Origin of the sequence: Wolbachia endosymbiont (group A) of Chalcis sispes, assembly GCF_964026765.1 — a bacterium.
Taxonomy (GTDB): domain Bacteria; phylum Pseudomonadota; class Alphaproteobacteria; order Rickettsiales; family Anaplasmataceae; genus Wolbachia; species Wolbachia pipientis.
Map to the genome: position 1 here is coordinate 826797 of NZ_OZ034697.1, position 26487 is coordinate 853283.

28 protein-coding genes, 1 pseudogene and 1 riboswitch are annotated in these 26487 nt (G+C 34.3%); of the genes and pseudogenes, 11 read left to right on the top strand and 18 right to left on the bottom strand.

Annotation, left to right across the window (positions count from 1 at the left end; translation table 11 throughout):
* Positions 1-310 precede the first annotated feature (310 nt).
* The 3 genes from dnaG to AAGD72_RS04200 all read left to right on the top strand — a co-directional run bounded on the left by dnaG (position 311) and on the right by AAGD72_RS04200 (position 4671).
* A complete protein-coding gene (gene dnaG / locus AAGD72_RS04190) occupies positions 311-2059 on the top strand; it encodes a DNA primase (RefSeq protein ID WP_341814637.1) in 1749 nt (582 codons plus the stop codon).
* Positions 2060-2296: 237 nt separating this feature from the next.
* Positions 2297-3379 carry a Fic family protein gene (locus AAGD72_RS04195; RefSeq protein WP_182158624.1) on the top strand — a complete coding sequence of 361 codons (1083 nt, stop codon included), beginning with the start codon at positions 2297-2299 and terminating at the stop codon, positions 3377-3379.
* 209 nt (positions 3380-3588) lie between these two features.
* Complete coding sequence (locus tag AAGD72_RS04200) at positions 3589-4671, top strand: efflux RND transporter periplasmic adaptor subunit (protein ID WP_213863078.1); 1083 nt, start codon at positions 3589-3591, stop codon at positions 4669-4671.
* Positions 4672-4771: 100 nt separating this feature from the next.
* On the opposite strand, the gene AAGD72_RS04205 is transcribed toward AAGD72_RS04200, so the two are convergent.
* From AAGD72_RS04205 to AAGD72_RS04235, 7 genes are all read right to left on the bottom strand, one after another.
* Complete coding sequence (locus AAGD72_RS04205; protein ID WP_151807939.1) at positions 4772-4936, bottom strand: IS3 family transposase; 165 nt, start codon at positions 4934-4936, stop codon at positions 4772-4774.
* On the bottom strand, positions 4926-5090 hold the full coding sequence (locus AAGD72_RS04210) for a hypothetical protein (RefSeq protein WP_153296803.1): 165 nt from the start codon (positions 5088-5090) through the stop codon (positions 4926-4928). Before AAGD72_RS04210 ends, AAGD72_RS04205 begins: the two co-directional genes overlap by 11 nt.
* A 3-nt stretch (positions 5091-5093) precedes the next feature.
* On the bottom strand, positions 5094-5528 hold the full coding sequence (locus tag AAGD72_RS04215) for an IS3 family transposase (RefSeq protein WP_341815129.1): 435 nt from the start codon (positions 5526-5528) through the stop codon (positions 5094-5096).
* A complete protein-coding gene (locus tag AAGD72_RS04220; RefSeq protein ID WP_265023254.1) occupies positions 5513-5815 on the bottom strand; it encodes a transposase in 303 nt (100 codons plus the stop codon). The genes AAGD72_RS04215 and AAGD72_RS04220 overlap by 16 nt, the downstream gene beginning before the upstream one ends.
* Before the next feature lie 79 nt (positions 5816-5894).
* Positions 5895-6209 (bottom strand): FtsB family cell division protein, encoded by a 315-nt coding sequence (locus AAGD72_RS04225; protein WP_010962526.1) that lies wholly within the window; start codon positions 6207-6209, stop codon positions 5895-5897.
* Between the two features lie 49 nt (positions 6210-6258).
* Positions 6259-6387 carry a type B 50S ribosomal protein L36 gene (gene ykgO / locus AAGD72_RS04230; RefSeq protein ID WP_006279631.1) on the bottom strand — a complete coding sequence of 43 codons (129 nt, stop codon included), beginning with the start codon at positions 6385-6387 and terminating at the stop codon, positions 6259-6261.
* Between the two features lie 49 nt (positions 6388-6436).
* Positions 6437-7267 (bottom strand): pyruvate, water dikinase regulatory protein, encoded by an 831-nt coding sequence (locus AAGD72_RS04235; RefSeq protein ID WP_006280267.1) that lies wholly within the window; start codon positions 7265-7267, stop codon positions 6437-6439.
* A gap of 135 nt (positions 7268-7402) precedes the next feature.
* Between AAGD72_RS04235 and ccmC the strand changes: the two genes are divergently transcribed.
* From ccmC to AAGD72_RS04255, 4 genes and pseudogenes are all read left to right on the top strand, one after another.
* Positions 7403-8113, top strand: coding sequence for a heme ABC transporter permease CcmC (ccmC, locus tag AAGD72_RS04240; protein ID WP_012673161.1), 711 nt, complete (start codon positions 7403-7405; stop codon positions 8111-8113).
* A 275-nt stretch (positions 8114-8388) separates the two neighbouring features.
* Positions 8389-9666 carry an adenylosuccinate synthase gene (locus AAGD72_RS04245; RefSeq protein WP_264719322.1) on the top strand — a complete coding sequence of 426 codons (1278 nt, stop codon included), beginning with the start codon at positions 8389-8391 and terminating at the stop codon, positions 9664-9666.
* A 103-nt stretch (positions 9667-9769) separates the two neighbouring features.
* A pseudogene (locus tag AAGD72_RS04250) lies at positions 9770-10498 on the top strand (IS5 family transposase).
* Positions 10499-10749: 251 nt separating this feature from the next.
* A complete protein-coding gene (locus AAGD72_RS04255) occupies positions 10750-11778 on the top strand; it encodes a hypothetical protein (RefSeq protein WP_341814638.1) in 1029 nt (342 codons plus the stop codon).
* Here the strand turns inward: AAGD72_RS04255 and AAGD72_RS04260 are convergent.
* Positions 11775-12564, bottom strand: a protein-coding gene (locus AAGD72_RS04260; RefSeq protein WP_341814578.1) for an IS5 family transposase whose coding sequence is annotated in 2 segments (ribosomal slippage) — positions 11775-12302 and positions 12304-12564 — 789 coding nt in all. Because the reading frame shifts where the segments join, the coding sequence is not laid out codon by codon here. The two genes, AAGD72_RS04255 and AAGD72_RS04260, sit on opposite strands and share 4 nt — an antisense overlap.
* Before the next feature lie 70 nt (positions 12565-12634).
* On the opposite strand from AAGD72_RS04260, the gene AAGD72_RS04265 reads away from it, so the two are divergent.
* From AAGD72_RS04265 to AAGD72_RS04275, 3 genes are all read left to right on the top strand, one after another.
* Positions 12635-14134, top strand: coding sequence for a hypothetical protein (locus tag AAGD72_RS04265; RefSeq protein ID WP_341814639.1), 1500 nt, complete (start codon positions 12635-12637; stop codon positions 14132-14134).
* Positions 14135-14246: 112 nt separating this feature from the next.
* Positions 14247-14510 carry a translation initiation factor IF-1 gene (gene infA, locus AAGD72_RS04270; RefSeq protein WP_007550159.1) on the top strand — a complete coding sequence of 88 codons (264 nt, stop codon included), beginning with the start codon at positions 14247-14249 and terminating at the stop codon, positions 14508-14510.
* Positions 14488-15084, top strand: a complete 597-nt coding sequence (locus AAGD72_RS04275; RefSeq protein WP_007550161.1) for a Maf family nucleotide pyrophosphatase — start codon at positions 14488-14490, stop codon at positions 15082-15084. Before infA ends, AAGD72_RS04275 begins: the two co-directional genes overlap by 23 nt.
* On the opposite strand, the gene AAGD72_RS04280 is transcribed toward AAGD72_RS04275, so the two are convergent.
* The 5 genes from AAGD72_RS04280 to AAGD72_RS04300 all read right to left on the bottom strand — a co-directional run bounded on the left by AAGD72_RS04280 (position 15076) and on the right by AAGD72_RS04300 (position 22591).
* Positions 15076-17787 carry a hypothetical protein gene (locus AAGD72_RS04280; RefSeq protein WP_341814640.1) on the bottom strand — a complete coding sequence of 904 codons (2712 nt, stop codon included), beginning with the start codon at positions 17785-17787 and terminating at the stop codon, positions 15076-15078. The two genes, AAGD72_RS04275 and AAGD72_RS04280, sit on opposite strands and share 9 nt — an antisense overlap.
* Before the next feature lie 346 nt (positions 17788-18133).
* Positions 18134-19477 carry an alanine:cation symporter family protein gene (locus tag AAGD72_RS04285; RefSeq protein ID WP_213862762.1) on the bottom strand — a complete coding sequence of 448 codons (1344 nt, stop codon included), beginning with the start codon at positions 19475-19477 and terminating at the stop codon, positions 18134-18136.
* Between the two features lie 239 nt (positions 19478-19716).
* Positions 19717-20673, bottom strand: a complete 957-nt coding sequence (locus AAGD72_RS04290) for an IS5 family transposase (RefSeq protein ID WP_341814569.1) — start codon at positions 20671-20673, stop codon at positions 19717-19719.
* A gap of 405 nt (positions 20674-21078) precedes the next feature.
* Positions 21079-21582 (bottom strand): protein-disulfide reductase DsbD domain-containing protein, encoded by a 504-nt coding sequence (locus AAGD72_RS04295; RefSeq protein WP_044471194.1) that lies wholly within the window; start codon positions 21580-21582, stop codon positions 21079-21081.
* A 304-nt stretch (positions 21583-21886) separates the two neighbouring features.
* Entirely contained in the window at positions 21887-22591 is a 705-nt protein-coding gene (locus AAGD72_RS04300; RefSeq protein WP_341814641.1) for a transposase, read from the bottom strand.
* A 117-nt stretch (positions 22592-22708) separates the two neighbouring features.
* Here AAGD72_RS04300 and AAGD72_RS04305 point away from each other — a divergent pair.
* A protein-coding gene (locus tag AAGD72_RS04305; RefSeq protein WP_341814578.1) for an IS5 family transposase occupies positions 22709-23498 on the top strand; the annotation gives its coding sequence in 2 pieces (ribosomal slippage) (positions 22709-22969 and positions 22971-23498; 789 coding nt in all).
* A gap of 157 nt (positions 23499-23655) precedes the next feature.
* On the opposite strand, the gene AAGD72_RS04310 is transcribed toward AAGD72_RS04305, so the two are convergent.
* From AAGD72_RS04310 to AAGD72_RS04330, 5 genes are all read right to left on the bottom strand, one after another.
* The gene (locus tag AAGD72_RS04310; protein ID WP_341814642.1) at positions 23656-23940 is read right to left on the bottom strand and encodes a hypothetical protein; all 285 of its coding nucleotides are present in this window, start codon (positions 23938-23940) and stop codon (positions 23656-23658) included.
* Positions 23941-23986: 46 nt separating this feature from the next.
* Positions 23987-24776, bottom strand: a protein-coding gene (locus tag AAGD72_RS04315) for an IS5 family transposase (protein WP_341814566.1) whose coding sequence is annotated in 2 segments (ribosomal slippage) — positions 23987-24514 and positions 24516-24776 — 789 coding nt in all. Because the reading frame shifts where the segments join, the coding sequence is not laid out codon by codon here.
* 26 nt (positions 24777-24802) lie between these two features.
* Positions 24803-25213, bottom strand: coding sequence for a thiamine diphosphokinase (locus AAGD72_RS04320; RefSeq protein ID WP_341814643.1), 411 nt, complete (start codon positions 25211-25213; stop codon positions 24803-24805).
* Positions 25194-25469 (bottom strand): SemiSWEET family sugar transporter, encoded by a 276-nt coding sequence (locus AAGD72_RS04325; protein ID WP_006280002.1) that lies wholly within the window; start codon positions 25467-25469, stop codon positions 25194-25196. Before AAGD72_RS04325 ends, AAGD72_RS04320 begins: the two co-directional genes overlap by 20 nt.
* Positions 25458-25560: riboswitch (TPP riboswitch) on the bottom strand. It overlaps the preceding gene by 12 nt.
* Positions 25561-25636: 76 nt before the next feature.
* Positions 25637-26482 (bottom strand): SPFH domain-containing protein, encoded by an 846-nt coding sequence (locus tag AAGD72_RS04330; protein ID WP_151807898.1) that lies wholly within the window; start codon positions 26480-26482, stop codon positions 25637-25639.
* Between the last annotated feature and the right edge of the window lie 5 nt (positions 26483-26487).

Genomic DNA, 26487 nt, shown 5'->3' on the forward strand with positions numbered 1-26487 from the left:
AAATTTGATAAAGACATAAGGTGCACATAGTGCAAAAAATTAAACATGAGACGCCAGATACGTTGAGTTTTTTTGTCATTTAATCTGTACAGAGAAGATAAATAAATAGCTTCAGTTTCATGATAAGGGCGCTGGCGAGGTTTGTCAAGGAAGTTTTTTGTTTCTGTGGGCTACCTGGATGACAGGATTGCTCTTGAATTTGTATAGCTACATTGTCGGTAAATCTAAATTGCTTTAGTTATAGAAATAAATTTCGAGTCAGATGTGTATAAATTCTATATAATTTTTATCCTACTACTAATTTAACAAGATGGATCATATAGATATTATAAAATCAAAATTATTATTATCTGACATAGTAGGTAAAAAAGTCAGGCTAATAAAAAGAGGAGATAGTTTTGTTGGGCTCTGTCCATTTCATAACGAAAAAACCCCATCTTTTTCGGTGAGCAATACTAAGGGGTTATATTACTGTTTTGGTTGCTTGGCTAGTGGTGATGCATTTGAATTTATTTCACAAACTGAAGGATTAAGCTTTAAAGAAGCATTGGAAAAATTAGCATCGGTTACAGGTGTTGAACTGCCCAAAAATCTTAGTATTACAAAAGAGAACAATAAACTATTTTTAGCGCTTGATTTAGCTGCAAATTGGTTTGCACAAAAAAATCAAGGTGTTGTAGATTATTTAAAGCAGCGTAAAATTTCACCTAAAATCATAGATAAATTTAAGATAGGTTATGCACCAAGCTCTGGTTTGAAAGAGTATTTAAACTCTTCAGGTATTGAAGACAAAATTTTAATTGATATTGGATTAGTAAACAAAAATTTTCATGATTATTTTTATGACCGGCTGATATTTCCTATACAGAGCATTGCAGGGAGAGTTATTGGTTTTGGCGGACGTGCGCTAAGTTCTGAGCAACAGCCGAAATATTTAAACAGTCCAGAGAGTCAGCTCTTCAAGAAGAGGGAGAATTTATACGGATTAAACTTTGCTTTAAGCGAAATACGTAAAAAACAGCACATACTCGTTGTTGAAGGATATATGGACGCTATAGCGCTACATCAAGCAGGAATTAGTAATGCAGTTGCTCCGCTTGGTACCGCAATTTCTGCAGAACAGATAAAAAATCTATGGAGATTTGCTAAAGAAATCTCCATCTGTATGGATGGCGATAGTGCTGGACGTCATGCTGCTACTCGAGTTGCAGAACTTGCTCTGCCAATATTAGAGCCTGGATACACGTTAAAGTTTGTGACTTTGCCGAGTAATAAAGATCCATACGATATATGTAACGAACTGGAATACAAGAAAGAAGACGTGTTGACTGCTCTTGACCATTCAACAAAACTGCATTCTGAATATTTATGGCATCACATAATCGATAGCAATTTGCAAAATTATGAAAAACTTGCTCCGGAAAAATATTCAATTCTTGAGCACAAGTTCATGGAATATGTAAATACTATTAGCAACAGCAGTATTAGAAGGTATTACAGAGATTATTTTTACAATAAGGCTAGTGAACTAAGAAGTAGCTTCAAAAAACAGATTTTTAATAGTAAAACTGGAGCAACAAAAGGTGAGTATCTTCATAACAAATCTCCAGAGCTAATTGAAGCAGAGCAAAATCAGGCCGTAATTTTGCGTATAGCCGTAGAATTTCCTGAAATCTTGAACCGTCCTATATTTTTTGAGCAATTTTCTCATTTTGAATTTACTAATGAGATGAAAAGATTACAACAGCGTATAATTGATGTAATAAGTAACAAAAGCAAACTCGATAAAGAGGCTTTGTTACAAGAATTGAAACAGTTTAACGTTATAAAGTATGTATTTGAAAAAACTAGTGTACTAAATAGCCAACTGAACGAGAGAAAATCTGCAGAAATTGTGTGGAATAATATAGTGTTACTAAAAGAATTAAATGCATTACGAAAAGAAAGAACCGAAGCGAGGCTGAGCGGTAATCTTGACTTAGAAGAAAGGTTAATAGAACAAATAGAGCAAATAGAAAGTAGTATACAAGAAATGCAAATGGAGTTTATTGAAAAGTAGATATCGTCTCGTTAGTCAACAAGAAAATTACAAAATAAGACAATATTTTACATAAGATTGAAATTTTTAACTAATTAAGCCTTCCTCCAACAGCTTTGCCCTGTAGTTTTTGATATGGTTAGGATCACTTGAAAATGTATAATTTTTGTAGTTAGCTCTGCTATGCATATAAAGCTTACTATTGACTTTTATCACATTATCTCACATTATCTCACATAATATGCATGTGAGAAGAATATGAACTGGAAGAATTTTCGTCTTAGTACACGTCTCAACCTAGAAGGGCCTGTAATTGAACAAGTGTACGAGTTAATTACTGCAGTTGATAGTGTTAAAAATAGCTGGCAGATAACGAAAAAACTACTACCACAAACAATTGAAAGATTAACTCATTCAGTTATTGTTACATCTTCTGGCGCTTCTAACCGTATTGAAGGAAATCGTCTAACCGATAAAGAAGTTGAGGACCTATATAAAAACCTACGTGTCAAAAAATTTAAAAATAGAGATGAGCAAGAAATTGCTGGCTACTTAGAAATGCTTAAACTAATATTTCATGATTATACGGATATTCCAATTAGTGAGTCATCAATATTGCACATTAACAACCAGATGCTACTTTATAGTGAAAAAGATTTGTATCATAGAGGAAAATACAAAGCAAGTTCTAATAGAGTTGAGGCAAAAGATCAGAATGGAAAAGTTGTTGGTATAATTTTTGATCCCACACCACCTTACCTTGTTAGAAAGGAAGTACAAGAGCTTATTGATTGGTATCACTGGTCCTTAAATAATAAATTTAAGCATCCTCTTATTATTGTTGCTAACTTTGTTTTTGAGTATCTGGCAATACACCCTTTTCAAGATGGGAATGGCAGAACTAGTAGATTGATGACTAATTTAATGCTGTTGCAGCAGGGTTATGATTTTGTATCTATTGTATCACATGAAAAGATAATTGAAACTAACAAACTTGATTACTACTTAGCGCTTAATAAAACACAAAGTAGCTGGAAAAGTGGCAAAGAAGATATTTCCCCGTGGTTAATATTTTTTCTTAATGTACTCAAAACGCAAGCAAATGAGGCGCATTATATTCTTGAGAGGGAGAATACTGAATATTTATTATCAAGAAAACAATTGTTCTTCTGGGAATGGGCACTTAGCCTTGCAGATAAAGAATTTAGTAGAAAAGATGCTATAGAAGCTCTAGGATTTCCTCCAAGAACAGTAGAGGCAATTACAAAGAAACTGCTAGGGATGAAATACTTACAGCGTCTTGGAGAAGGCAAAGCCACTAGATATAAAGTTATTATTTAAAAGTTTTAGTATGTTTTTCAAGATTTTTTTAAATCCAGTCTTATGCACAACTTTGTTTGCAATTTTACATTTTTATTCGATTAAAAATTGCATTTTAGCAATAAAAAACTTACTTATTGTAGGAAAATCTTGTGTTTGTTCTCATATAAAACTATTTATGGAGTGACAATGGTACATGTATTATACTTACATTTCTGATTCGAAAATTTATGCAGTTGTTTCTAACAAGATTGGTCAACAAATTCTATTGTTTAAAGGTGAGAAACAAAGTAATCATCATTTCCAGTATTGCTTTTATTCTACTGTTTTTTATCAGCAGTGCATTTTTAAAAAAAGATCAGGCGGTTCATAGCGATAATGCAACTAGTAGCTTTTCAGTAAAAACTCAAGAATGTGCGCCGCAAAACCGCACTATATATTTAAATTTTTCTGGTACAGTAAATCCCTTACATAGAGCTAGCCTTGTCTCAAAAATAAGTGGTAAGATTATTGCTATTTATTTACCTGATGGTGAAAAGGTAAAAAGAGATGATGTAGTGTTAAAGATAGAAGATTATGACAGGATTGAGCAAGCTCAGAAAGCCAAAGCTTTATTAAAGCAGCGTGAAATTGAGTATGATTCCTCTCACAAACTGAATAAAAAAGGCTATGGGGCACAAATACAAGTAGAAGCAGCTTTTACTGCGTTACAAAGTGCAAAAGCTGACCTAAAAAGGCTAGAATTGGATTTAGAAAATACTGCAGTCACATCTCCTATAGATGGTTATATTGATAAAATCAATGCAAACGAAGGGGATTTTGTTAATGCTGGGCAAAAAATAGCTGACGTGGTTAATTTCGATCAAATTCTTGTAGTGTTATACGTTTCGGAAAATGAAGTAAATAAAATAGAGCTAGGCAGCACAGCTCAAATTAATTTGCTGGACGGAAAAGAATTGGCAGGTGAAGTAAGTTTTATTAGTAAAATTGCTGAGCCTAAAACTGGGTCTTATAGGGTAGAAGTAAAGGTAACTAATAATAAAATGATATCCTTGCAGGGACTAACTGCCAACGTAAGGCTACCTTCAGGCGAAAGATTTGCATATAAAGTTCCTTCTTCAGCCCTGAGCTTAAGTGACGAGGGTGCTCTTGGAATAAAGATTGTTGATGACAATAATTATGTAGTATTTGCACCAATAGAAATTGTTGATCATGAGAGCGATGGGGTTTGGATAGTAGCAAATAACGAAGATAAACCCATAAAGTTAATAGTATTGGGCCACCTATTTGTTAAGCCTGGTGATAAGGTTTAAGACATAAGATCCTTTGACCTTACCCAGAAAAAGTGGAGAGAAAGTGTGGAATGTTTTTTACAAAAAGAATGATGCATCAAATTGTTCTGGAATGCAATAGTTAATAGTGACGTTGTTTGTTATAAAAAATTTCTATATATTCAAATATAGCAGTTTTGATATGCTGTTTAGAGTGCCGAGAGGTGTCTATTGGTAACTCCCTTTTTAGAGAACTGAAGAAGCTTTCCACAACAGAATTGTCGTAACAACAACCTTTATGATTCATCTATGTTTTTTATGGATAAGAGATATTGATAACCTTGCAAAGTATATTGTGAACCTTGGTCACTGTGCAGCAGTAGATTTTTAACAGGTTTACGCCTATTAATGGCCATTAATAAAGAGTTCATAACCAATTGTTTATTTATTGCACTACTCATTAACTACCATACGTGAGAATTATTGCTGCCAAATATAGCCATCCCTCCTTGGTTTTGATGTAAGTAATCCCATACTTTATTTGGTTGATCAACAATAAAGTTTTGATCTAGTATATTGGGAGCTACAGCTCTATTATCTGTTTGTTGTTTCTTAATTTTAAATTTTCTTCTCAATATAGCCTGAATACCATTTTTCTGCATAATACTTTGCACTGTTTTTAAGTTGCAACTTTTACCCAAAGCCTTTAATTCAGCATGAATTTTAGGAGCTCCATATCTACATTTAGAAGCTTGATATATTTTTTGAATATCTGCTAATAACTCTTTATTTGCTGATTCTCTACTGCTTATTTTCCTTGTAGTCCACTTATAGTAGCCACTAGCAGAAAATCCTACATAATTCCTGTACTTTATAGCAGTTACTATATAAAAAAATATTTTACTCTTTTTGACTGGCCAGGGCTTTTTTTAAAATGTCTCTTTCCCTTGTTACTCTTGCTTTGTAAATCAAACCTCTCTTTGTCGTAAGGAGCCATGTTACCTCTACCTGGAAATGCATCTGCTGCCGACTTTTTTTCGTTGTGTTTCTTTATCCATTTTCCTAATAAACCACCCTTTATTCCTAAATCCTTTGCTATTTTTGTAATTGTTTGACCTGCCTTTCTTTGTTCATTTGCCAGTTTAACAGCTTCCAATTTGAATTCTGCCGTATATTCTCTTACCATTTCTAATCCTCCAAAATTTTATTTTACCCAAAAAAACTCTTTTCTTTCTCTCCACTTTTTCTGGGTAAGGTCACTACTGCTATTCCACGTCAAGAACAACCATAAGTTCATTAGGGTTCACATAACCTAAAGCATTTTTTGCTTGCTCATCAAGCAGATCTAAATCTAAGCTTTTTTCATATAAGCCAAATACTTTGTTGTCCAACTTTTCCTTTTCAGAAGAGACATCCTTTAGCAAAAGTTTATTGTACTCAATTTCTTTTTTTAAATCTATTAACGTCAATAAGCCACGTTTACCTGTAATTGTGCTAATGCTGAAATATAATGTAAGAGAAGAAATGAGTAAGGCTGCGCTTAAACACAGTAATTTTTGCTTCTTTTTAGATATAAGCACCGTACTTTCACATATAAAAAATATATAACATGAAAAGGTGAACAAAAAGCTAAGAACCTTGACGCGCTTTACACCTTGGCTTTACCTTATTTATAATGTAAATCTTACCACCCCTTTTCACAACTTTACAATTTTTATCTCTGTTACGATGAGATTTTAGCGACCCTTTGACTTTCATATCTATAGTAAGAATTAAATTACTTTACATTATAATCACTTATCAAGAGTTAGTCAATTGATAACATTTTATTAAAATATTGTATAATTGTTGCTGATACTTCTTCGATCGACTTTTGCGTGACATCGATAATTGGCCAGTTATTCTGTTTAAAGAGCTCCTCTGCTTCTTTAATTTCCTTTTCTACTTTCTCAGGGTTAGCATATATATTATTATCTTCGTTGTTAATTGAAGTAAGTCTATTTTTGCGTATTTCTATTAGCCTACTTACGTCTATTGTTACCCCTATTGTCAGTTTATTTTTTAATTTTGCCAAGTCGACATAAAAGGGTACCCCACTAACAAAAGGAATATTTGCAACCTTATAGCCTCGGTAAGCTAAATACGTACTGGTGGGAGATTTTGATGTACGTGAAACTCCAACCAAAATTATATCTGCTTTATCAATATCTTGAATATTTTGTCCATCATCATGATTAATAGTGTAGTTTATTGCCTCAATGCGCTGAAAATATTCGTTATTTATCTCAGTATGCAAGTCAAGCTTTTCGTCTTTTTCAATTTCAAGATAAGACGAAATTTCTCTAATAATATGTGATAATATTGCTCTATAGGGAATTTTCAACTTTATACAGTTATCTTTTAGATATTTTCTTAGCTCATCATCAGTAATAGTGCATATAACAAAATTATGCTCATCACTTTTCCTATTAATTTCCTCCAGAATTTTGTCAATCTGCTCTTCTCCTTTTACAAAAGACCAAACATATTCGATCGTTTCTACAGAACGAAAGTGTTTCAGAGCTGATTTTGCAACTGATATAACAGTTTCACCACTTGAATCTGATACTAAGTGTAGATTAAGCTTTTTAAGGGTCATATACTAAAAATAATAGCTAGCAATCTGCTACTGAAATTATGCTAATTTGTTGACCTACGTAAATATAGAAAAACTATCCTGTTGATAAAACTCAAACTAATTGGTAAATTCTTAACACAATTATTCTCAAAATGAATGTTTTTATTAAAGCCTACAAATTTCTCTTATTTTTCTAAGAAAGCTCTACCTTGGCTTGGGGTGATTTGTTTCGCATGTTTTTTAATTGGAATGTCTTTGGCGTTATTCTTCTCCCCAGAAGATTATAAACAAGGAGAAATTGTACGAATTATGTATCTTCATGTGCCTTCTGCATGGCTTGCTCTTGGAATATATGGATTAATTGCATCACTCAGTTTCATTTCATTGGTGTGGAACAATAGCATTGCTAGTGTCTTGGCACATGCTGCTGCTCCTGCAGGGACAGTCTTTTCGGCAATATGTTTAATCACAGGCAGCATCTGGGGAAAAGGAACCTGGGGCACTTGGTGGGTATGGGATGCAAGGCTTACTTCAATGCTGATTTTATTTTTCCTATATGTTGGCTACCTTTCATTGTGGAGCGCTTTTGATAATGAAGCGAGGGCAGAAAAATCAGCAGCAGTATTTGCCATTTTTAGTGCTATAAATATTCCCATAGTAAAATTTTCTGTGAATTTATGGTCTACTCTTCATCAGCCTGCAAGCATTTTGAGAAGAGGTGGAGTAGCAATAGAAGGTTCTTTGCTGTTGCCACTCATTGTAATGTTTATGTTTTGTGCCACATTTTTTTTAGTAGTGTGGATACTGTATTCGCTTTACTTAATTAATTTATATAAGATAAAGAGAGAAATTAGTGTGCGGTATTAGATAGTCTTGCAATTCTATAGCTAAAGTGGCTTGGGTTTATCTACAATTTGAAAAACAACAAATTCGTCATTCCGCTACTCGTTAGCGGAATCTATGCTGAGATACCGCGAATGAATCGCGGTATGACGTAGGGAAACCATTCTTGCAATTCTATAGGAAAAATGTTTTATCTGGCTTGGAAACTCTTTATTTAAGAGGTGTAGGAAAGGCGTAGATTTCTCTTTCCATTTGTAGCGTACTGCATTAATATTTATGTATTAATCTAGAAAATAATGATGAATAACATTGTAATTGTTGGTCTGCAATGGGGTGACGAAGGCAAGGGTAAAATAGTAGATTATCTTTCTGAGAATGCAGATGTAGTTGTGAGATTTCAGGGAGGAAATAATGCAGGGCACACTATAGTAGTAGATGATGAGGTTTATAAATTAAATTTACTGCCCTCTGCTGTTTTGAGGCCAGGCAAAATATCTATCATAGGAAATGGCGTTGCTCTTGATTCACACGCTCTAATCTCAGAAATAGAGTCATTGAAAGTTAAAGGAGTAGACGTAAACTATAACAACTTGATGGTATCTGAGAGCTGTCCATTAATACTTAGCGTACATAAGGACAAGGAAAAGCTATTTGAAGATTTAAATGGAAATCACAAAATTGGTACAACAAATAAAGGGATAGGACCATGTTATGAAGATAAAGTTGGGAGGAGAGCTATACGCCTTTGTGACTTAGAAAACGCAGATGAGCTCAATAAAAGATTGGATACTCTTTTGAATTACCACAATGCTATCAGGAAAGGCCTTAACTACCAGGTAGTTAAAAAAGAAGAAATATTAAAGGAAATTCAAGAGATTTCAGAAAAAATTCTTTCATATAAAAAACCTGTGTGGAAGATATTAAATGACTTGATGAAAGAAGGTAAGAAAATAATATTTGAAGGTGCCCAAGGCGCATTTTTAGATATCGACCACGGAACTTACCCTTTTGTTACTTCAAGTAATACTGTAGCATCGCAAGCAATAACAGGCTCAGGGTTATCCTCCAATGCTTACATTATTGGTGTGGTAAAAGCTTATACAACAAGAGTGGGCAATGGCCCATTTCCTACTGAGCAGAAAAATGAAGTAGGAGATAGCTTGTTTACTATAGGTAAGGAACTTGGAACAGTGAGCAATAGAAGAAGGCGTTGCGGATGGTTCGATGCAGTTTTAGTGCGCCAGGCCGTGCAACTCTCTGGAGTTTCAAGCATTGTATTAACCAAATTAGATGTGCTTAATTCTTTTGATACAATTAAAATATGCACTGGTTACAAGTATAGCGGAAAAATGTATGATTATTTACCCGCATCGCATTCAATACAAGGGGAATTAGAGCCAATATATGAAGAGTTTCCTGGCTGGAAAGAAAACACTCAAGGTAAAAGGTCGATTAAAGCATTGCCTATCAATTTAATAAAATATATAGACAGGTTAGAAAAATTAATAGGTGTACCAATTCATCTAATCTCAACTAGTCCAAAGAGAGAGGATGTTATTAAGCTTAAAGATTTCTGAAAACGTCTTTGTATCTTAGAGCCTGTACGTAATCTCAAAAAAGAGATAAAGTGAGAGGATAAAGTATATAAAGTAGGATATGCGAAGTTTATAACCAAGTGACATAAGTCGAGAAAAGTTTGAGATTATTGTAGCAGATCTGGAATCTTGCAGAAAGAAGACAAAACCAAGAACACTTGATTTACATGATGTATTTTGTGGAGTGTTATACGTGTTAAAAAGTGGTTGCCAGTGGAGAATGGTATCAAAAGAGTTCCCAAAATGGCGCAATTGTTACGACTATTTTAAGAAGTGGAGTGAAAAACCAGATGCAAATAAAGAAAGTGTTCTGGAGCTGGTATTAAAAAAAAATAATTGCGACAAAACAATGGTCGGAAAAGCTTCTGCATAATTGATGCACAGAGTATAAAAAATGCAGATACTGCTGAAGCTATGATGCAGGCAAGAAGATTTCAGGGCCGTATTGCAGTAGATACGCAAGCATGCAATTTATACAACAACAGCAGAGATAACTGACCGTAGCAGTGCTGTGAGAATGGTCGAAAATGCAAAAGAAAATCTCTCGGGAGTTAAAAATGTACTGGTTGATGCAGGCTATACTGGAGAGAATTTTGTAACTCAAATAAAAACGATTATTGGTGCAACCGTTGAAGTGATCAAAAGAAATGAATTACGTTCCTTTGTTGTATTGCCCAAAAGATGGGTTGTGGAGCGATCTTTTGCTTGGTTAGAAAAATGTAGAAGATTGTGGAAAAATTGTGAGCGAAAACTCAATACTAGCCTACAAATGGTAGTTCTGGCTTTCACTGCCTTACTTCTGAAAAAATTATGAACAGGCTCTTACTAACTCTTATCTAATAAAAAAAATACTTGTGTAACTTCGAATAGTCTATTATGCAAGACAGCAGTATAAACATGTAGTAAGAAATGTATAATGAAAAATAAAAGCTCAAGTTTAACACTTGCAGTTATTTTTACACAATTAAGTAATCATAAAAGTTAGTGTAGGACGAGGTTATACAGTTTGATTTCTTTTAATATATGTTAATTGGTATAATATAAATATAGTTAAGGAGGTGTATTATGATTGGAAGTTTGGCTAAAGAAGAAAAAACAGCAGAGGCAGGAAAAACAGGTGATCAACTTGAAAAGTGTATTGGACCAACTTCACTGAATAGGGAAGTTTATTACTCTACGCTTATCTACCATACATTGAAAGAGTTATATTCACAATTAGGTGATATCTCTTATGCTAATAAAACGGGATCAGAAAAAGAAATAATCGATTTTTATGTTCTACCTCAATTTGCACATTTTAAAGAAATTCTTGATGAAGGTATAAAAAAAGATCCTTTGTTTGCAAATTCTGCTATTGTAAAGTTTTGCTACTCAATTATAAAAGATAATAAATTATTTAAAGAATTAGAAGAAATGAATATTCCTGCCAAAAACTCTAGTGTAAAGGCAAGGATAAGCTTTCAACTGAAAAATCTGAAAGAAAAGGTGTGGTTCTTAAGAGAACTAAAGGAAAAAAAGAATTTCACTTACGTGCAGGGGGCTTTTGGGGATGGGTGGAGTTTTTATGACCTAATAAACGATAGAGATTTTAAACAAACGTACATAGATAAAGCAGTAACAGAGTCTGCTAATAAGAGCTTTAAGGAAGATATAGATAAATGCATAGAGTTGGCAGAGCAGGGAAAAAAAACTGCAAGTAAATATTTTGAGAGGAAAGACGTAGAGCTTCAAGCTTATTACACAGAAACTGATAATGCTCATAGAGTTTTGAATGTTAACCTTATTAATTACAATAAAAGTGAGCCAACAAGAATTAGTGACATTTTACAGCAAGAGAAAGATATTAAAAAATTGAATATCTATTGCAATAAAAAACATGAAATATACGCTTATCAAGAAGATAAGAAAAGATATTATGAATTTAAAGAAGGCACATGTTATGAAATGACAAGCACTTGGCCTATAAAGGATGAGTTCGGGAATGTTTCAATTTGTACCATGATTATGAATGTGAGTAGCGGTCGCATAACTGAAGTACTAAAATTTAATGGTGAAGATTTTGTTTCATCGGAGGAGATCTTAGAACCTGTTTAAAATCTTCGTAATAGGAGAGAAATGAAGGAAAGGACAATCATTTGCAAGCTGGTATTGAGTTTACGTTCGCAATTTTTCCATAGCCGTCTACACTTTTCTAACCAAGCAAAAGAACGCTCAACAACCCATCTCTTTGGCAATACAACAAAAGAATGTAATTCACTGCGCTTTATTACCTCAACAGTTGCACCAATAATATCTTTTATTTGGGTTGCAAAAATTTTTCCTGTGTAGCCTGCATCAACCAATATATTTTTGACTTCAGAAAGGGTATCTTTAGCATTTTCAACCATTCTTACAGCGCTACTACGATCAGTTACTTCTGCTGTTGTTACATAAATTGCATGTGGTAGACCTTGAGTATCAACTGCAATATGACGCTTTATGCCTGAAATCTTTTTACCTGCATCATAGCCCTTTTTTTCAGCAGTATCTGTGTTTTTAACACTTTGAGCATCAATTATACAGAAGCTAGTTTTCTCTTTCCGACCATTGTTGATACGGATCTCTCCAACCAATTTTTTTTAAAACTAATTCCAACAAACTTGGTTCTTCTCCATTCTTTTTATTCCACATTTGAAAATAGTAATATACGCTTTCCCACCTTGGAAAATCTTTTGGCAACATTCTCCACTGGCAACCACTTTTTAGGACGTATAACACTGTACGAAATACATCATACAAATCAAGTTTTCTTGGTCTCGTTTTCTTCCTGCTACTCTCTAGTATTGGTCTGATTTTTTCAAATTGCTCTCGACTTATATCACTTGGATAATTTTTACGCATAGATATACCTCATTCTTAATCTACCACTATTTTACCTCATCTCTCCGAGATTTTAAACAGGTTCTTAGAATTGATAAAGCAAAATGATGAATTATATATTCAAAGTCTCTCCTTATATGATGCTGTACTAGAAAAGGGTAAGGCTGCTGATGTTGTGCCTACTGCTAATAACAATTTTCAAAATGAATCTATAGTGGCCTATCGCAAGGAACCAGAGGGGGAATTAGACCCTAAAGTTGATGCTGACAATAGCCTTCCTCCTTCTATTAATAGCAATGCATCAACTCAAACAGAAGTTGCTTCACAACAAATCGAAACTCAAACGGAAGTCAATTTACAGCACACTGAAACTCAAACAGAAGTTGCTTCACAACAAATCGAAACTCAAACGGAAGTCAATTTACAGCACACTGGAACTCAGACAGAAGTTGCTTCACAACAAATGGATGAATTGATTTTAAATAATCAGATGCTGTCCGAAAAAAACGTTGAATTGAAGCAAGAAATGTCAAATTTGAAAAAAGAAGCTGTTGAATTGAAGCAAGAAATAGAAGCAGGGTTGCAAGTGATAAATAAAAAGCACCATGAATTAATACAAGAAAATCAGCGACTACAGGAGAAACTAGAAACAACCCAAGCAGAAGCTAATCAAACAATTGTAAAGTTAGAGAAGCAGAATAGCGATTTACAAGACAAGTTTGAAAAAGAGGAGCAAAAAAACACGGAATTGCAAACTGAACTGGCACAAAAAAATGAAGAATTAGCAGGTGTGTTAAAAGAGCTACAAGGGAAAGCACAAGAACTTAAAGGTGTATATGAAGAAAAAAGAAAGCTAAAGGAAGAGCTGAAAATTGTTAATGCAGGAAAGAAGAATTTGGAAAAAGAGCTAAATCAAGCACGAGAAGATGCGGAACAGATAATGGTTGAACGACGCCAGCAGAAAGAGCGCTTGAAAGATCAGCTAAGAGAATTAGATCAGGAATATAAGGTACAAGTAGAAATTGAGCAAAAGATTAAAGAATCAGATAGGCAGGATAGCGATTTACAAGATACACTTGGAGAAGAGAGACTAAAACTCAACATTGAAGAACTAGAAAACGAGTACGAGGAATTTCCAGGAGATAAGGTGCTTACACTTGAACTCACTAAAGATGAAGATAAAGTCGAAGAGTTAAGAAACGAGCTAGAGCGTGAGAAAGAAAAGTGTAAACAATTATTAGAAGAAGAAAATGAATGGGGTGATGAATTGGTAGGAATGCTTGATGGACTGGAAGAAAAAATTCGTGCTGATGAACAAAGGAGCTTCAACAATCAATTAACGGGAGAAATTTCTAATGAGTCTGGTAATGCTCCACGACAGAAGAAAAGGTTATCCAAATCTTCAAGCGTTGATAATGAGTCTTATGTTCCACTGAGAGAGAAGACAACATTACTCAGATCTTTAAGCGTTGATAGTGGACTTGATAGCGATGAAGAAAATTGTGATAATGATTTATCTTTCAACATAAGTCCTATAAGTTCTATTGAGAAGGTGGCAGAGAGTAGAAACGTAGGTAGGGTATCATTGTGAAGATGGTTGGGGTTAAGTTGCAACTTAAGTGGGGCGCAAAAGGTCTTTTGTGTTGATAATAATTTAAAATCTATAGTAGACTAAAAAAGATTATTAAATTATAATATAACATATGATAAAAGACGAGAAATCGAAAACAATTTTTGAAGTGGAAGGGGCAGTAACTGCTTTACTACCTGCAGCAGAATTTAGAGTGAAACTGGACAATGAACATGAGATTATCTGTCATGTATCAGGGAAAGTGAGAAGAAGTAAAATACGCATCATTATAGGGGATAGGGTGTTAGTTGAGATGAGCATTTACGATAGGAATGCGAGAAAGGGTAGGATCATTAGAAGGCTTAAAGGTACAAGTGACAGAACGATCTCTAAATAATCTTATTCTTGCTTCATCATCGAAAAGGCGTATAGCTTTACTAAAACAAATAAACATTGAGCCAGGTTTAATTTTGCCAGCAGATATAGATGAAGCCCCTTTAAAAAAGGAACTTCCGAAGGATTACTCAATCCGTATGGCAAAAAGTAAAGCGGAGAAAATACAAAGCTCAAATCCAAATTACTTTGTGCTTGGTGTTGATACAGTTGTTGCTTGTGGTAGAAGGATATTGCTCAAAGCTGAAAACGTTGAGCAAGCAGAAAAATGTATCCGCTTGTTATCAGGAAGAAGGCATAGAGTATACACCAGTGTATGTCTATTAACTCCCGATCAATCTAAACAACATATCAGGACTGTGGTTACAATAGTGAAATTTAAACGTCTCAGTGAACAAGAAATTAAGTATTATTTAGCATCAGAAGAGTGGAAAAATAGGGCGGGGGGATGCAATATACAAGGCTTAGCTGGAGTGTTCGTATTGTTCTTACGCGGCTCCTACTCTTCCGTTATAGGGTTACCATTACATGAAACCTATTGTTTGCTAAGCAATTATTTTAACTTCAATTTATATTGAAATACCTTTATTAGTATCTTTTTTTTGTTGTGACTCAGCAACCTGTTTAGCCCAATCTAGTGGTCTTTTATTTCTGTTAGCTAATGCAATTCTATTGCGATCATAACCATCAGTGTGTTCTGTTAAAGTATCTCCTCTTTCTTCTTCTATTACTCCAGCTTTCAGTTGTGCTTCATCTTTCTCTAGTAATTTATATAGTTCGCTATTTTTATCTACAGTTGGATTAGTGTCATTATTTTCTCGTTCTGCCACTGTTTTTTCTAACCACTTACGTATAGGGTCATATTGTTTACCTTCTCCTATCTTTTCTAAAATGTTTTCTGAGAATGAATCTTTAGGAATATTTTCTTTAGTAGCCTGTTGTGCCGGTTCTCTTAACCCTTTATCCGGGTTTCCCAATGCTCCTTTTAACTCACTCGTATCTCCGATTTCTTTTGGTTCAATGTTTTCTAAGCTCTTCTTTAACTGTTCAGGATTTACTTGAGATTGTTCATTATTGTCATGAGTTGGAGATGAATAGCCCGAATCGTTTGCTTTTATGTCTGTTGAGCTGTCTTTTAGCAACCCAACTTCTCTCAAGCGTTTTTTAGTTTCTTCGCTAATCTGACTCTGATCAGCTGGTTTTAACCCGAGATTTTCTTGACCTAATGTATTTTTAAGTTCTTCAAATAGAGTTAGATTACTTTGTCTAATATGTTCTTCTAATTTCCTTCCTACCTGTTTTAAATCTGTTTGAGATTTACTATCACTATTAGTTGGAGATATATAGCCTGAATCACTTATACTATTTGGTGTTGAAGCAGAGACACTAACAGTTGGACCTTCCACTATTTTTACATCTGCTAAATCGTCTTTTTGCAATCCATCTTCTTTATCTTGTGACAGTTTATCAGTAGGATCAACTTGCCTTAATCCTCTATTATCCTGCTGTGATCTATCTCTGATTTCTTTAAGAAGATTTTCAGGTGGAGTTTGATCACTTTGTTCAATGTTCTCTAAGCTCTTCTTTAACTGTTCAGGATTTACTTGAGATTGTTCATTATTGTCATGAGTTGGAGATGAATAGCCCGAGTCACTTTTATTATTGAGTGCTGTAGCAGAGAGCGGCTGTTCACTTTCTTTCCACTTAGCATCACTAGCATCTTGGTTATCACTGTTATCTGGAGAAGATGAATAAGGAATTCTGTCCTTTAATGTCTCTAACGGTGATGGGTTATTTTTTCTACTTCCTGCAATTGATGCTTTTCTATCATCAACATCAATGTGCCGTAAGTTGTTTTTCTTGAAATTTCTGATGTCTTGTAACAGATCGCCTTTGCTATTTCCTTCTTGTTGCTGGGTTTTAGGTTGTTGCTGATCATTAGGTGTTTGCTCACTTCTATCTGGTTTTTGGCTTCCAGGTACAGCATGTCCAAATGTAGGATTGTCATACCGTTCATCTTCTTGCCTATTATCTTGATTGTGGCTTACAGACTTGGTGAAAGTAGAACTATCTGAAGAATCAGAAGTTGCACCTTTTTGCTGATTATTAGGTGTTTGCTCATTTTCGCGCAAGTCATCTGGTTTTTGGCTTCCAGATTTGGCTCCCCCTTGCTCATCGAAAACACCTTTTTTAGGTGGTAGTGAACTAGTTCTAGGTGGAAGTGGCGGAGGAGTTTTTTTGTTCTGAGGATTCTCCTCAAAAAGCGATTGTAGGTTATAAACTTGACCTCCCGAATTTGCTTCTCGTGCTGCTTGTCTAAGCTCACGCTTTTCTTTAGCCTCCTGAGAATTAATTTTATCGTCAAAATCTTTTCCAATTCCGCTATCGTAAGACTGCCTTCTGCTGTTAGATTGTGGTCCAAAATGTGAATGGTGATCTTCTTTTTTTCGAGTTATATCAGTAGCTTGAACGCTAACATCTCTATTAACATCAATTCTTGTTGTAGTTTCAGATGATAGCTCGTTACTGTCTTTATTATGTTGCACCTCATTCACTTTTCCTTTTTCCCTGAATTCTATTTCATGCAAGAATAAACCACCTATTTTTACGTCTTTATTTGCTTTTAGCTGATCTTCAGTAACGCCATTACCTTCAATAAGTTCTACACCATCTTTATCAATATTGATTTTGATAGTACACTTTTCCCCATTCACATACCAATTTAGCGTCATTTCATATGAACCATCGGTTACGACATAATGTCTTACTTTTCTCTTTTCTTTCCCTTCACCTTCCTCGGCAACAAAACCGTGCATTCCGCTCTTTCCATCACTATGCAACGTTGAAAACCCCGAGATTCCATTCTTCTGACAAAAATCACTGTTTAAAAATTCGCTGATTTTGAACTCTTTCTTGTTATCCTCCAGTGTAATACTTGCATGATTACCGTATATTGAAACTTTTTTATCTTTAACATCATCATTAATGTTATTAGCAATAGTAATATATTTATTCAACTCTTCTTTAGCTTTATCTTCAAGCTCTTGTCTAGCTGTCTTTGTCTTGTCGCATTTCTGAAGAATAACTCCATATGCTTTATCTTTGTTTTCTTCTTCGTCCCAATTCCAGTTGGCGTGTTTTGTTAAAAACTTTACTGTGTTAAAATCAACTCTAGCATTATAAATTGGGTCGTCTTCCTTTCTTATTTTATCAAATAAAGGAAAAATTTCTTGAATGCGCTCATTATAAATGTGTTCTTGTTGTGTATCGTTAGTGCCCATATATCCCTCACTAATAACCCTCTGCCTTTAGTTCTAGCTAATACTAGCTAATATAATTATCACAAGCATTGGTTGAATTTTTATTAAGGAAGGTTGTGTTACTAATGTGATGACACAAGCTATTTTATGGTAACATCAAACGATTTAAGTTGTCATTCCAGTCTGGAATCCAGCCTTTCACGAACCCCATCAAAAATGTTGTGTTTTAACATAAGATTAGCTACTTTTATGCTCACTAACTTAGTGCCAATCAAGATTCCTGGATCCCAGTGTCTGGGCACTGGGATGACATCCTTCTTGGCGGAAATCACTCTTATATCACAACAGCTGCATAGCCTAAATTGCTTTAGCTATAGCTCTGTTTTTGCAACTTCAAATATCTGCTACTCATAGTAAACACTTCTGGATCTTGAGAGGTTAGCTTGAGTATAGCGAGTATGTTGATAAACAACAAAGCAGCAATCGAGATATCAGCAACATCCCATAGCAACCGGACTTTACCTATCGCACCAAGCGGAATGATCATGGTAAAAATTACAATCCAGATTTTAGTGTATTTATTATCCATAGACACATAGCGTATTGTCTGTTTTGAGCAAAAAAACCAAGTAAAAATAGTAGTAAAAGCAAAACAAAACATTATGGCCATAATTAAATAGTCAATATAAGGCCAATTCATTGCCTTTCTAAAAGCAAATATGCACATGTTAGTGCTCTCTAAATCAGTGACCCAAGAATCTGTGACAAGCAGTACCATTGTTGTAATAAACACTATAAACGCAACTATAAAAGGCGATATTATCGTAATTAGACTCTGCTCAATAATAAATTTATTATTATTTTTCTTAGGAACAATTGAAGAATGTACGATTCCTTCAAGGCCAAGCCCTATATCTGTTGCAAAAATACCTCGCAAAGTTCCAACTTGAATAATAGTCAACATTTCTAAAATCAAACCTAGAGATAAACCAGAGTTAAAGCTACTAGTTGTAAAAAAACTGCTTGTTATTAGTTTTAGAGAAGGAAGAATATTTTCACTAAATTTAAATAATATGATACCGCAAAGTGTGAGGTAACTTACCGTCATTATCGGTATCATAGCCGATATAAAAATTTTAATTTTTTTTAAGCTGAGAGCTGCAACAACAAAAAATATTATGGCCATTACAATGCCACCAATGACTACAGGCACATCTATCATGTTAAGTGGTATTGATAGAGAATTTACCTGAACAAGGTTACCAACTGTTATTGAAACCATTATCATAACAACTAGAAACACAATTGTAGCTTTTCTAGAGTTAAATGCATCAGCCATGTAGGCTACAGGGCCACCTATAAACCGTCCGTTCTTTTCCTTTCTGGTTTTTATACTTAGATAACAAGTGACATATTTTATCACAGAAGTGATAACAATAATTATCGCCATCCACAAAATAGAGCCCGGTCCTCCGGTTTTTAGAGCAACAGCAGTTCCTGAAATATTTCCTACTCCTAAATTTCCCCCTAAAATTGTAAACAGAGCGGCTATAGAAGAAAATTTATTTTCTCCTTTTTTAGCTCCAAGGAGTGAAAGGGCGTATGGTAATCTAAATACCTGTAGCCATTTTAGTTTAATCGATAGGTAAACACCAGCAACTAGCATGAGTAATATTGTTGGCAGTAATAAAACAAACTTTACTGTATCCATCTGTAAAAGTGAGATTTTTATTTGAGTATACAACAAAAATTGAAAATACCTAACCTATTTTCTATGTATGACTTCGTTTCCGTCATTCTAGAAACCTTTTCTTGTCATCCAAGTAGCGTGACACATAACTGTACGAACATTGTAATATGGTACAATGTTAAGACGATGTCATTCCAGTGCTTGACACTGGAATGGCTTTGTTGCATCGCTCTTCGGATAGTAGGTAACGCACAATAAATTTATGAAGCTATCTCAAATTTAGCCATACCAATATCAGTGAACTTATTGAGCAAATAGCATTTAACAAGTAGTTCCTTCTCACGATTAATCTCAGATTTGCTCCTAAAACTAAACCCAAATATTCGCTTCAACCTTGAGAAAAATCCTTCAATATACGATCTTTTTCCGTAATTTACTTCTTCTTTCCATCTTTTTATACCATTCTCACCATGTAATTTCATTAACTGAATAGCGGCATTTCTATCAAGCATATAATCCAATTTTGGATGCTCTGCTGCGTTGTTTTTCGGAGGAATTTTCGTTTTTATACCATATTGATTACACAGCTTATAGAGCTTTTCTCTATCATATGCCCTATCTGCATATAGTACTTTTATGACATACTGAAAATCGACTTCTTTTAGCAAATCACAAGCTCCATAGTGATCAGAGTAGACACCATTACTGTATTTTACAGCTATGGCTTTTTTGCTGTTTGTATTCAACATTACATGCAATTTTCTTGTCTGTTCATAGCTGCGATACTTTCTATCTTCGCTATTTTCCTTGCTATGACCAGGAGTGTTGTTGTATATACTAATTCCTGTACTGTCTATAGCAATTTCGATATCTTCCATATTATTTTTATCAATTCTGCAATCATTGATCTTAATATTAAGTTTCTTAAACCTTCTTGATGATTGTGAATAGCTGATAACTTGCAAATTTTTCCCAATTTGCTCAAGGTATCCTGCTATAAACCCAACTGTTTGCCTCAGGCCTATTCTAAATAAACAAGTTATTATGTGCACCAAAATTACAACTTTATCGCTATAAATATTGTTGCCACCTGGTATTTTTGGACCATTCTCGTACCACTTTTCTATGGCTTCGTTGATATAATGAAAAATATTTCCTCTTTTTTCTAGAAATTTGTTATATTCGCTATGGTTACTGACCCTCATTTTTTGTGGCATATTTTTTCTTTCAAGGTTAAATGGCTATTTTATAATGAATTTTGTCAGTAGCCACCAGATTTTTTCAGTTGCTATGCAACAAAGCCCACTGGAATCCAGCTTTTAATGCAACCCCTCACCAAAAATATTGTGTTTTAACATAAGGTTAGCTACTTTTATACTCACCAACTTAGTGTCCAATCTGGATCCCAGTGTCTGGGCACTGGGATGACATCTTTTTTCTTGGTACAAATTACTCTTATATCTCAATGTTCGTACAGTTAGTGCGTGACACTGGGATCTAAATTTTTTATGCGAAACCATTATGTTTATATACTTGTAGGCCCAAGTTCCTCACATAGTGAACAAAAAAGTAAATGAGATTCCAGTGTCACGCGCTGGAATGACACCTACCCCATGAGAACTCTATTTTTCATACCACTCATTTATAAGTTTATTGATATCAGAATCTATAAAATCCTTTAATGGTTGCCTGATTTTTATCTCAACATTTTTAGGGATGCACCTATCTTTACATATCGCATAATTTATATGGAAGTTAAGGTCAATATACCCTTGATTTAAAAATATATTCATCTTAAAGGGAAATAATACCATATCCTCATATACGTTACTTACAAACGTCTCTCTCCCTACTTTATCTTTATGTTCCTTTGGAATAGGCCAGTGAATATTTATATCTGATGCATTACCTTTGTAACTAATAGACGTGGGAAGGCCAAAATCTCCAGGATCTTTATAATATATGTGCCAGCCTGGTTCTACTGTAACCTTTATTGCACCTTTAAGAGTGAAGCTTGCTTCATTTATCTCGCCAATAAGTAAATCAAATTTTGCAATTTCCTCGTCAGCATATAGTTGAGTGCAAGAAAAAAATAAAAACAATATTAAATATATATGTATTTTCATTAAGGTAAATTTCTCCTTTTATAGAGAAAGTAATTTAGATTTTAATTATTATATTTAATAGTATTATATAGATTATTTATTAATATAGCATTATGCTATAGCTAAACTGACTTACGACAATCTGAAAAACGACAAATTCGTCATTCCGCTACTTGTTAGCGGAATCTATGCCGAGATACCGCGAATGAATCCACAACTGTACGAACATTGTGATTTTGGCCCATAAGGAGGGTGTCATGCCAGTGCGTGACACTGGCATGGCTTTGTTGCATCACACTTTATGAGATGGTGATTTATGGTAAATTCATGTAACTATCTCAAATCTAGCCATACCAATATCAGTGAATTTATTAAGCAAATAGCATTTGATTAGCAGTTCTTTTTCTCGATTTATCTCAGATTTATTCCTAAAACTAAATCCGAATATTTGCTTTAATCTTGAGAAAAACCCTTCAATATAAGATCTTTTCCCATAATTTACTTCTTTTTTCCATTCTTTCATGCCATCTTCACCGTATAATTTTATTAACCTAATAGCAGCATTCCTGTCAGACATATAATCTATTTCTGGATGTTCTGCCGCATTGTTTATTGGTGGAATTTTTGTCTTTATATCATATTCGTTACACAACTTATAAAACTTGTGCCTATCACATGCTCTATCTGCATATAGTGCTTTTATGGCATGCTGAAAATCAACTTCTTTTAGCAAATCACAAGCTCCATAGTGATCAGAGTAGACACCGTTACTGTATTTTACAGCTATGGCTTTTTTGTTGTTTATATTCAACATTACGTGCAATTTTCTCGTTTGCTCATAGCCACGATATTTTCTGTCAGTGCTATTTTCCTTACTGTGACCAGGAGTGTTGTTGTATATACTAATTCCTGTACTGTCTATAGCAATTTCGATATCTTCCATATTATTTTTATCAATTCTGCAATCATTTATCTTAATATTAAGTTTCTTAAACCTTCTTGATGCTTGTGAATAGCTGATAACTGCCAAATCTCTTCCTATTTGTTACAAATACCCTTTTATAAACCCGACTGTTTGTCTTAGAACCTGTTTAAAATCTCGGAGAGATGAGGTAAAATAGTGGTAGATTAAGAATGAGGTATATCTATGCGTAAAAATTATCCAAGTGATATAAGTCGAGAGCAATTTGAAAAAATCAGACCAATACTAGAGAGTAGCAGGAAGAAAACGAGACCAAGAAAACTTGATTTGTATGATGTATTTCGTACAGTGTTATACGTCCTAAAAAGTGGTTGCCAGTGGAGAATGTTGCCAAAAGATTTTCCAAGGTGGGAAAGCGTATATTACTATTTTCAAATGTGGAATAAAAAGAATGGAGAAGAACCAAGTTTGTTGGAATTAGTTTTAAAAAAAATTGGTTGGAGAGATCCGTATCAACAATGGTCGGAAAGAGAAAACTAGCTTCTGTATAATTGATGCTCAAAGTGTTAAAAACACAGATACTGCTGAAAAAAAGGGCTATGATGCAGGTAAAAAGATTTCAGGCATAAAGCGTCATATTGCAGTTGATACTCAAGGTCTACCACATGCAATTTATGTAACAACAGCAGAAGTAACTGATCGTAGTAGCGCTGTAAGAATGGTTGAAAATGCTAAAGATACCCTTTCTGAAGTCAAAAATATATTGGTTGATGCAGGCTACACAGGAAAAATTTTTGCAACCCAAATAAAAGATATTATTGGTGCAACTGTTGAGGTAATAAAGCGCAGTGAATTACATTCTTTTGTTGTATTGCCAAAGAGATGGGTTGTTGAGCGTTCTTTTGCTTGGTTAGAAAAGTGTAGACGGCTATGGAAAAATTGCGAACGTAAACTCAATACCAGCTTGCAAATGATTGTCCTTTCCTTCATTTCTCTCCTATTACGAAGATTTTAAACAGGTTCTTAGCGGCTAAGAGATACCGCGGCGGTATGACGTAGGACTGCTGTCATTCAAGTAGCTGAAACTGGAATGACACGTCATAAAGGAACCAGTGTCAGCTACTTGGATGATACCTTTTTTCTACTTAGTTTGGGTTATGCAAGAAGTCTATTTACTTCTTAACTTGACGCACATGATGTCTTGCAGCATCATCTACTGTCTCTAAATAAATCATTGCTAGACATATACCACTGTGTACTTCTACGGATACCTTATTGCCTAAACTTCGATTAAAGCAAGAATTTTTTCCCGGAAAAGCAAGATTACTAAGGTGCAGTTCCCATTTTAATCCTTTAGTTGATATTTGAGCTCTCGGTATACCAAGTAAAGATATTTTAGTATTTTTTGGCAAAGAAAAAAAATGGGTAATACCTTTTTGTAAAGTGTAACCTACCATGGGAGGTGAAGGTGTGTAAAAGATACTGCCCGTACTTAGAACCTGTTTAAAATCTTCGTAATAGGAGAGAAATGAAGGAAAGGACAATCATTTGCAAGCTGGTATTGAGTTTACGTTCGCAATTTTTCCATAGCCGTCTACACTTTTCTAACCAAGCAAAAGAACGCTCAACAACCCATCTCTTTGGCAATACAACAAAAGAATGTAATTCACTGCGCTTTATTACCTCAACAGTTGCACCAATAATATCTTTTATTTGGGTTGCAAAAATTTTTCCTGTGTAGCCTGCATCAACCAATATATTTTTGACTTCAGAAAGGGTATCTTTAGCATTTTCAACCATTCTTACAGCGCTACTACGATCAGTTACTTCTGCTGTTGTTACATAAATTGCATGTGGTAGACCTTGAGTATCAACTGCAATATGACGCTTTATGCCTGAAATCTTTTTACCTGCATCATAGCCCTTTTTTTCAGCAGTATCTGTGTTTTTAACACTTTGAGCATCAATTATACAGAAGCTAGTTTTCTCTTTCCGACCATTGTTGATACGGATCTCTCCAACCAATTTTTTTTAAAACTAATTCCAACAAACTTGGTTCTTCTCCATTCTTTTTATTCCACATTTGAAAATAGTAATATACGCTTTCCCACCTTGGAAAATCTTTTGGCAACATTCTCCACTGGCAACCACTTTTTAGGACGTATAACACTGTACGAAATACATCATACAAATCAAGTTTTCTTGGTCTCGTTTTCTTCCTGCTACTCTCTAGTATTGGTCTGATTTTTTCAAATTGCTCTCGACTCATATCACTTGGATAATTTTTACGCATAGATATACCTCATTCTTAATCTACCACTATTTTACCTCATCTCTCCGAGATTTTAAACAGGTTCTTAGAAAAATGTTAATATTCTGTAGTATGTGATCAATTGCTCCTCCAGTAATACCCGTTACTATTGATGGCAATAACTTTACTGTTTTTAAGTGAGCCATTGCTTTAGAAAAGTCGCAATAATCTTGATCAGGTAGATATATCGTATTCAAATTAGCACGTAAATCCAGATTTACGCTATCCAAATCTCCTACTACAAGATCAGGTTTTACGCCAATTGATAGAAGCTTGTTTGCTCCTCCATCTACAGCAATAATAGGTATATCTCGTTTAAAAAACGATGAGCTCGGTATTTTTCCATTTAGCACTACAATAGAACGATATTGTTGTTGTGTACTGCAGTGCAGCACATGATCATGGTGCAGGTTTTGCATCGTAGTAACATTTTTGAATAATTGATATTATGCTAATCACTAATCCAGCAATATTGCTAAGCACCACAAAAATTGAGCTCTGGTAAAGACCATAGCCAATCCAAGACAATGAACAAATAAGATAGTTTACTAACATTAACATCGATACATCACGAGTAACTTTAGTGATATATGCTTTATATACTTGAGGTGATAATCCAATTAGAGATGCAATTAACGCAATGAAGCCGAAGCATTCTTCAATATTTATATACATACATTTTCCTACGCTTGCTTTAACAATATCAGGTTCAAAGGGTTGTACTTTATGTACTCTCAGCTTTTCTAGAGCACCCCTAATGCGTGTAATTTATAACATCATTTAGTCTATTAATCAAGAAATTAATAGTGACTTGCATTTATGAAACCCAATCGGCTTCTATGCTAATTATTATCTAAACTAATCGTCGGTTGTGCATCTTGCTCAGAGATTAGGGCAACCAACAAATTATTTATCAATTGAACCTTTTGCTTGCCATCTAATTGTAAGCTTTTGTTTTTTTCAAAATGAGCTATTACTTCCTCGACAATTCCTATTGCATTTTGCACTATATGCCTTCTTGCCGAAGTGATAGCATGTGCTTGTTGACGCCTTAACATTGCTTGTGCAATCTCGGACGAATACGCCAAATGCGATATTCTTGCTTCTGTAATCTCAATTCCTGCAATATCTAATCTTTGTTGTAACATTGACCGCAATTCATCTGAAATTTTATCAGAATTTTTACGTAAAGATTCCTCATTGCTCTCGCTGTCATACGGATAGTTACTAGCTAATTCTCTTATTACTGAGTCACTTTGTACAAAAACAAATTCGTGATAGTTGTTAACATTATAATACGCCTTTGCAGGGCTATTTACTCTCCAAACAATCACTGCTGAAATCTCTATTGGACTTCCATTTGCATCATTAACTTTTATTTTTTCTGTGTTAATATTCTGAAATTTTAGGGAAACTATATATTTGCTTGAAAAGGGAAGCGTTACACATATTCCAGACTTAAAATAAGTTCCAATATAATGACCAAAAAATTCTATCACTCTTGCTTCATTAGGGTCATTAATAAAAAATCCTTGAAGAAAAGTCAAAATTGAAACGGCAGCAACTCCAAGTGCAATTGTGCTGTCATATGCCAAAAAAAGCAGCGATAAAATTAATCCTAGCACTATTAGTACAGGAAAAGCCCGAATTTGACTCAAATTTCTATCGTTTATCGTATTCTTATCCATACTGT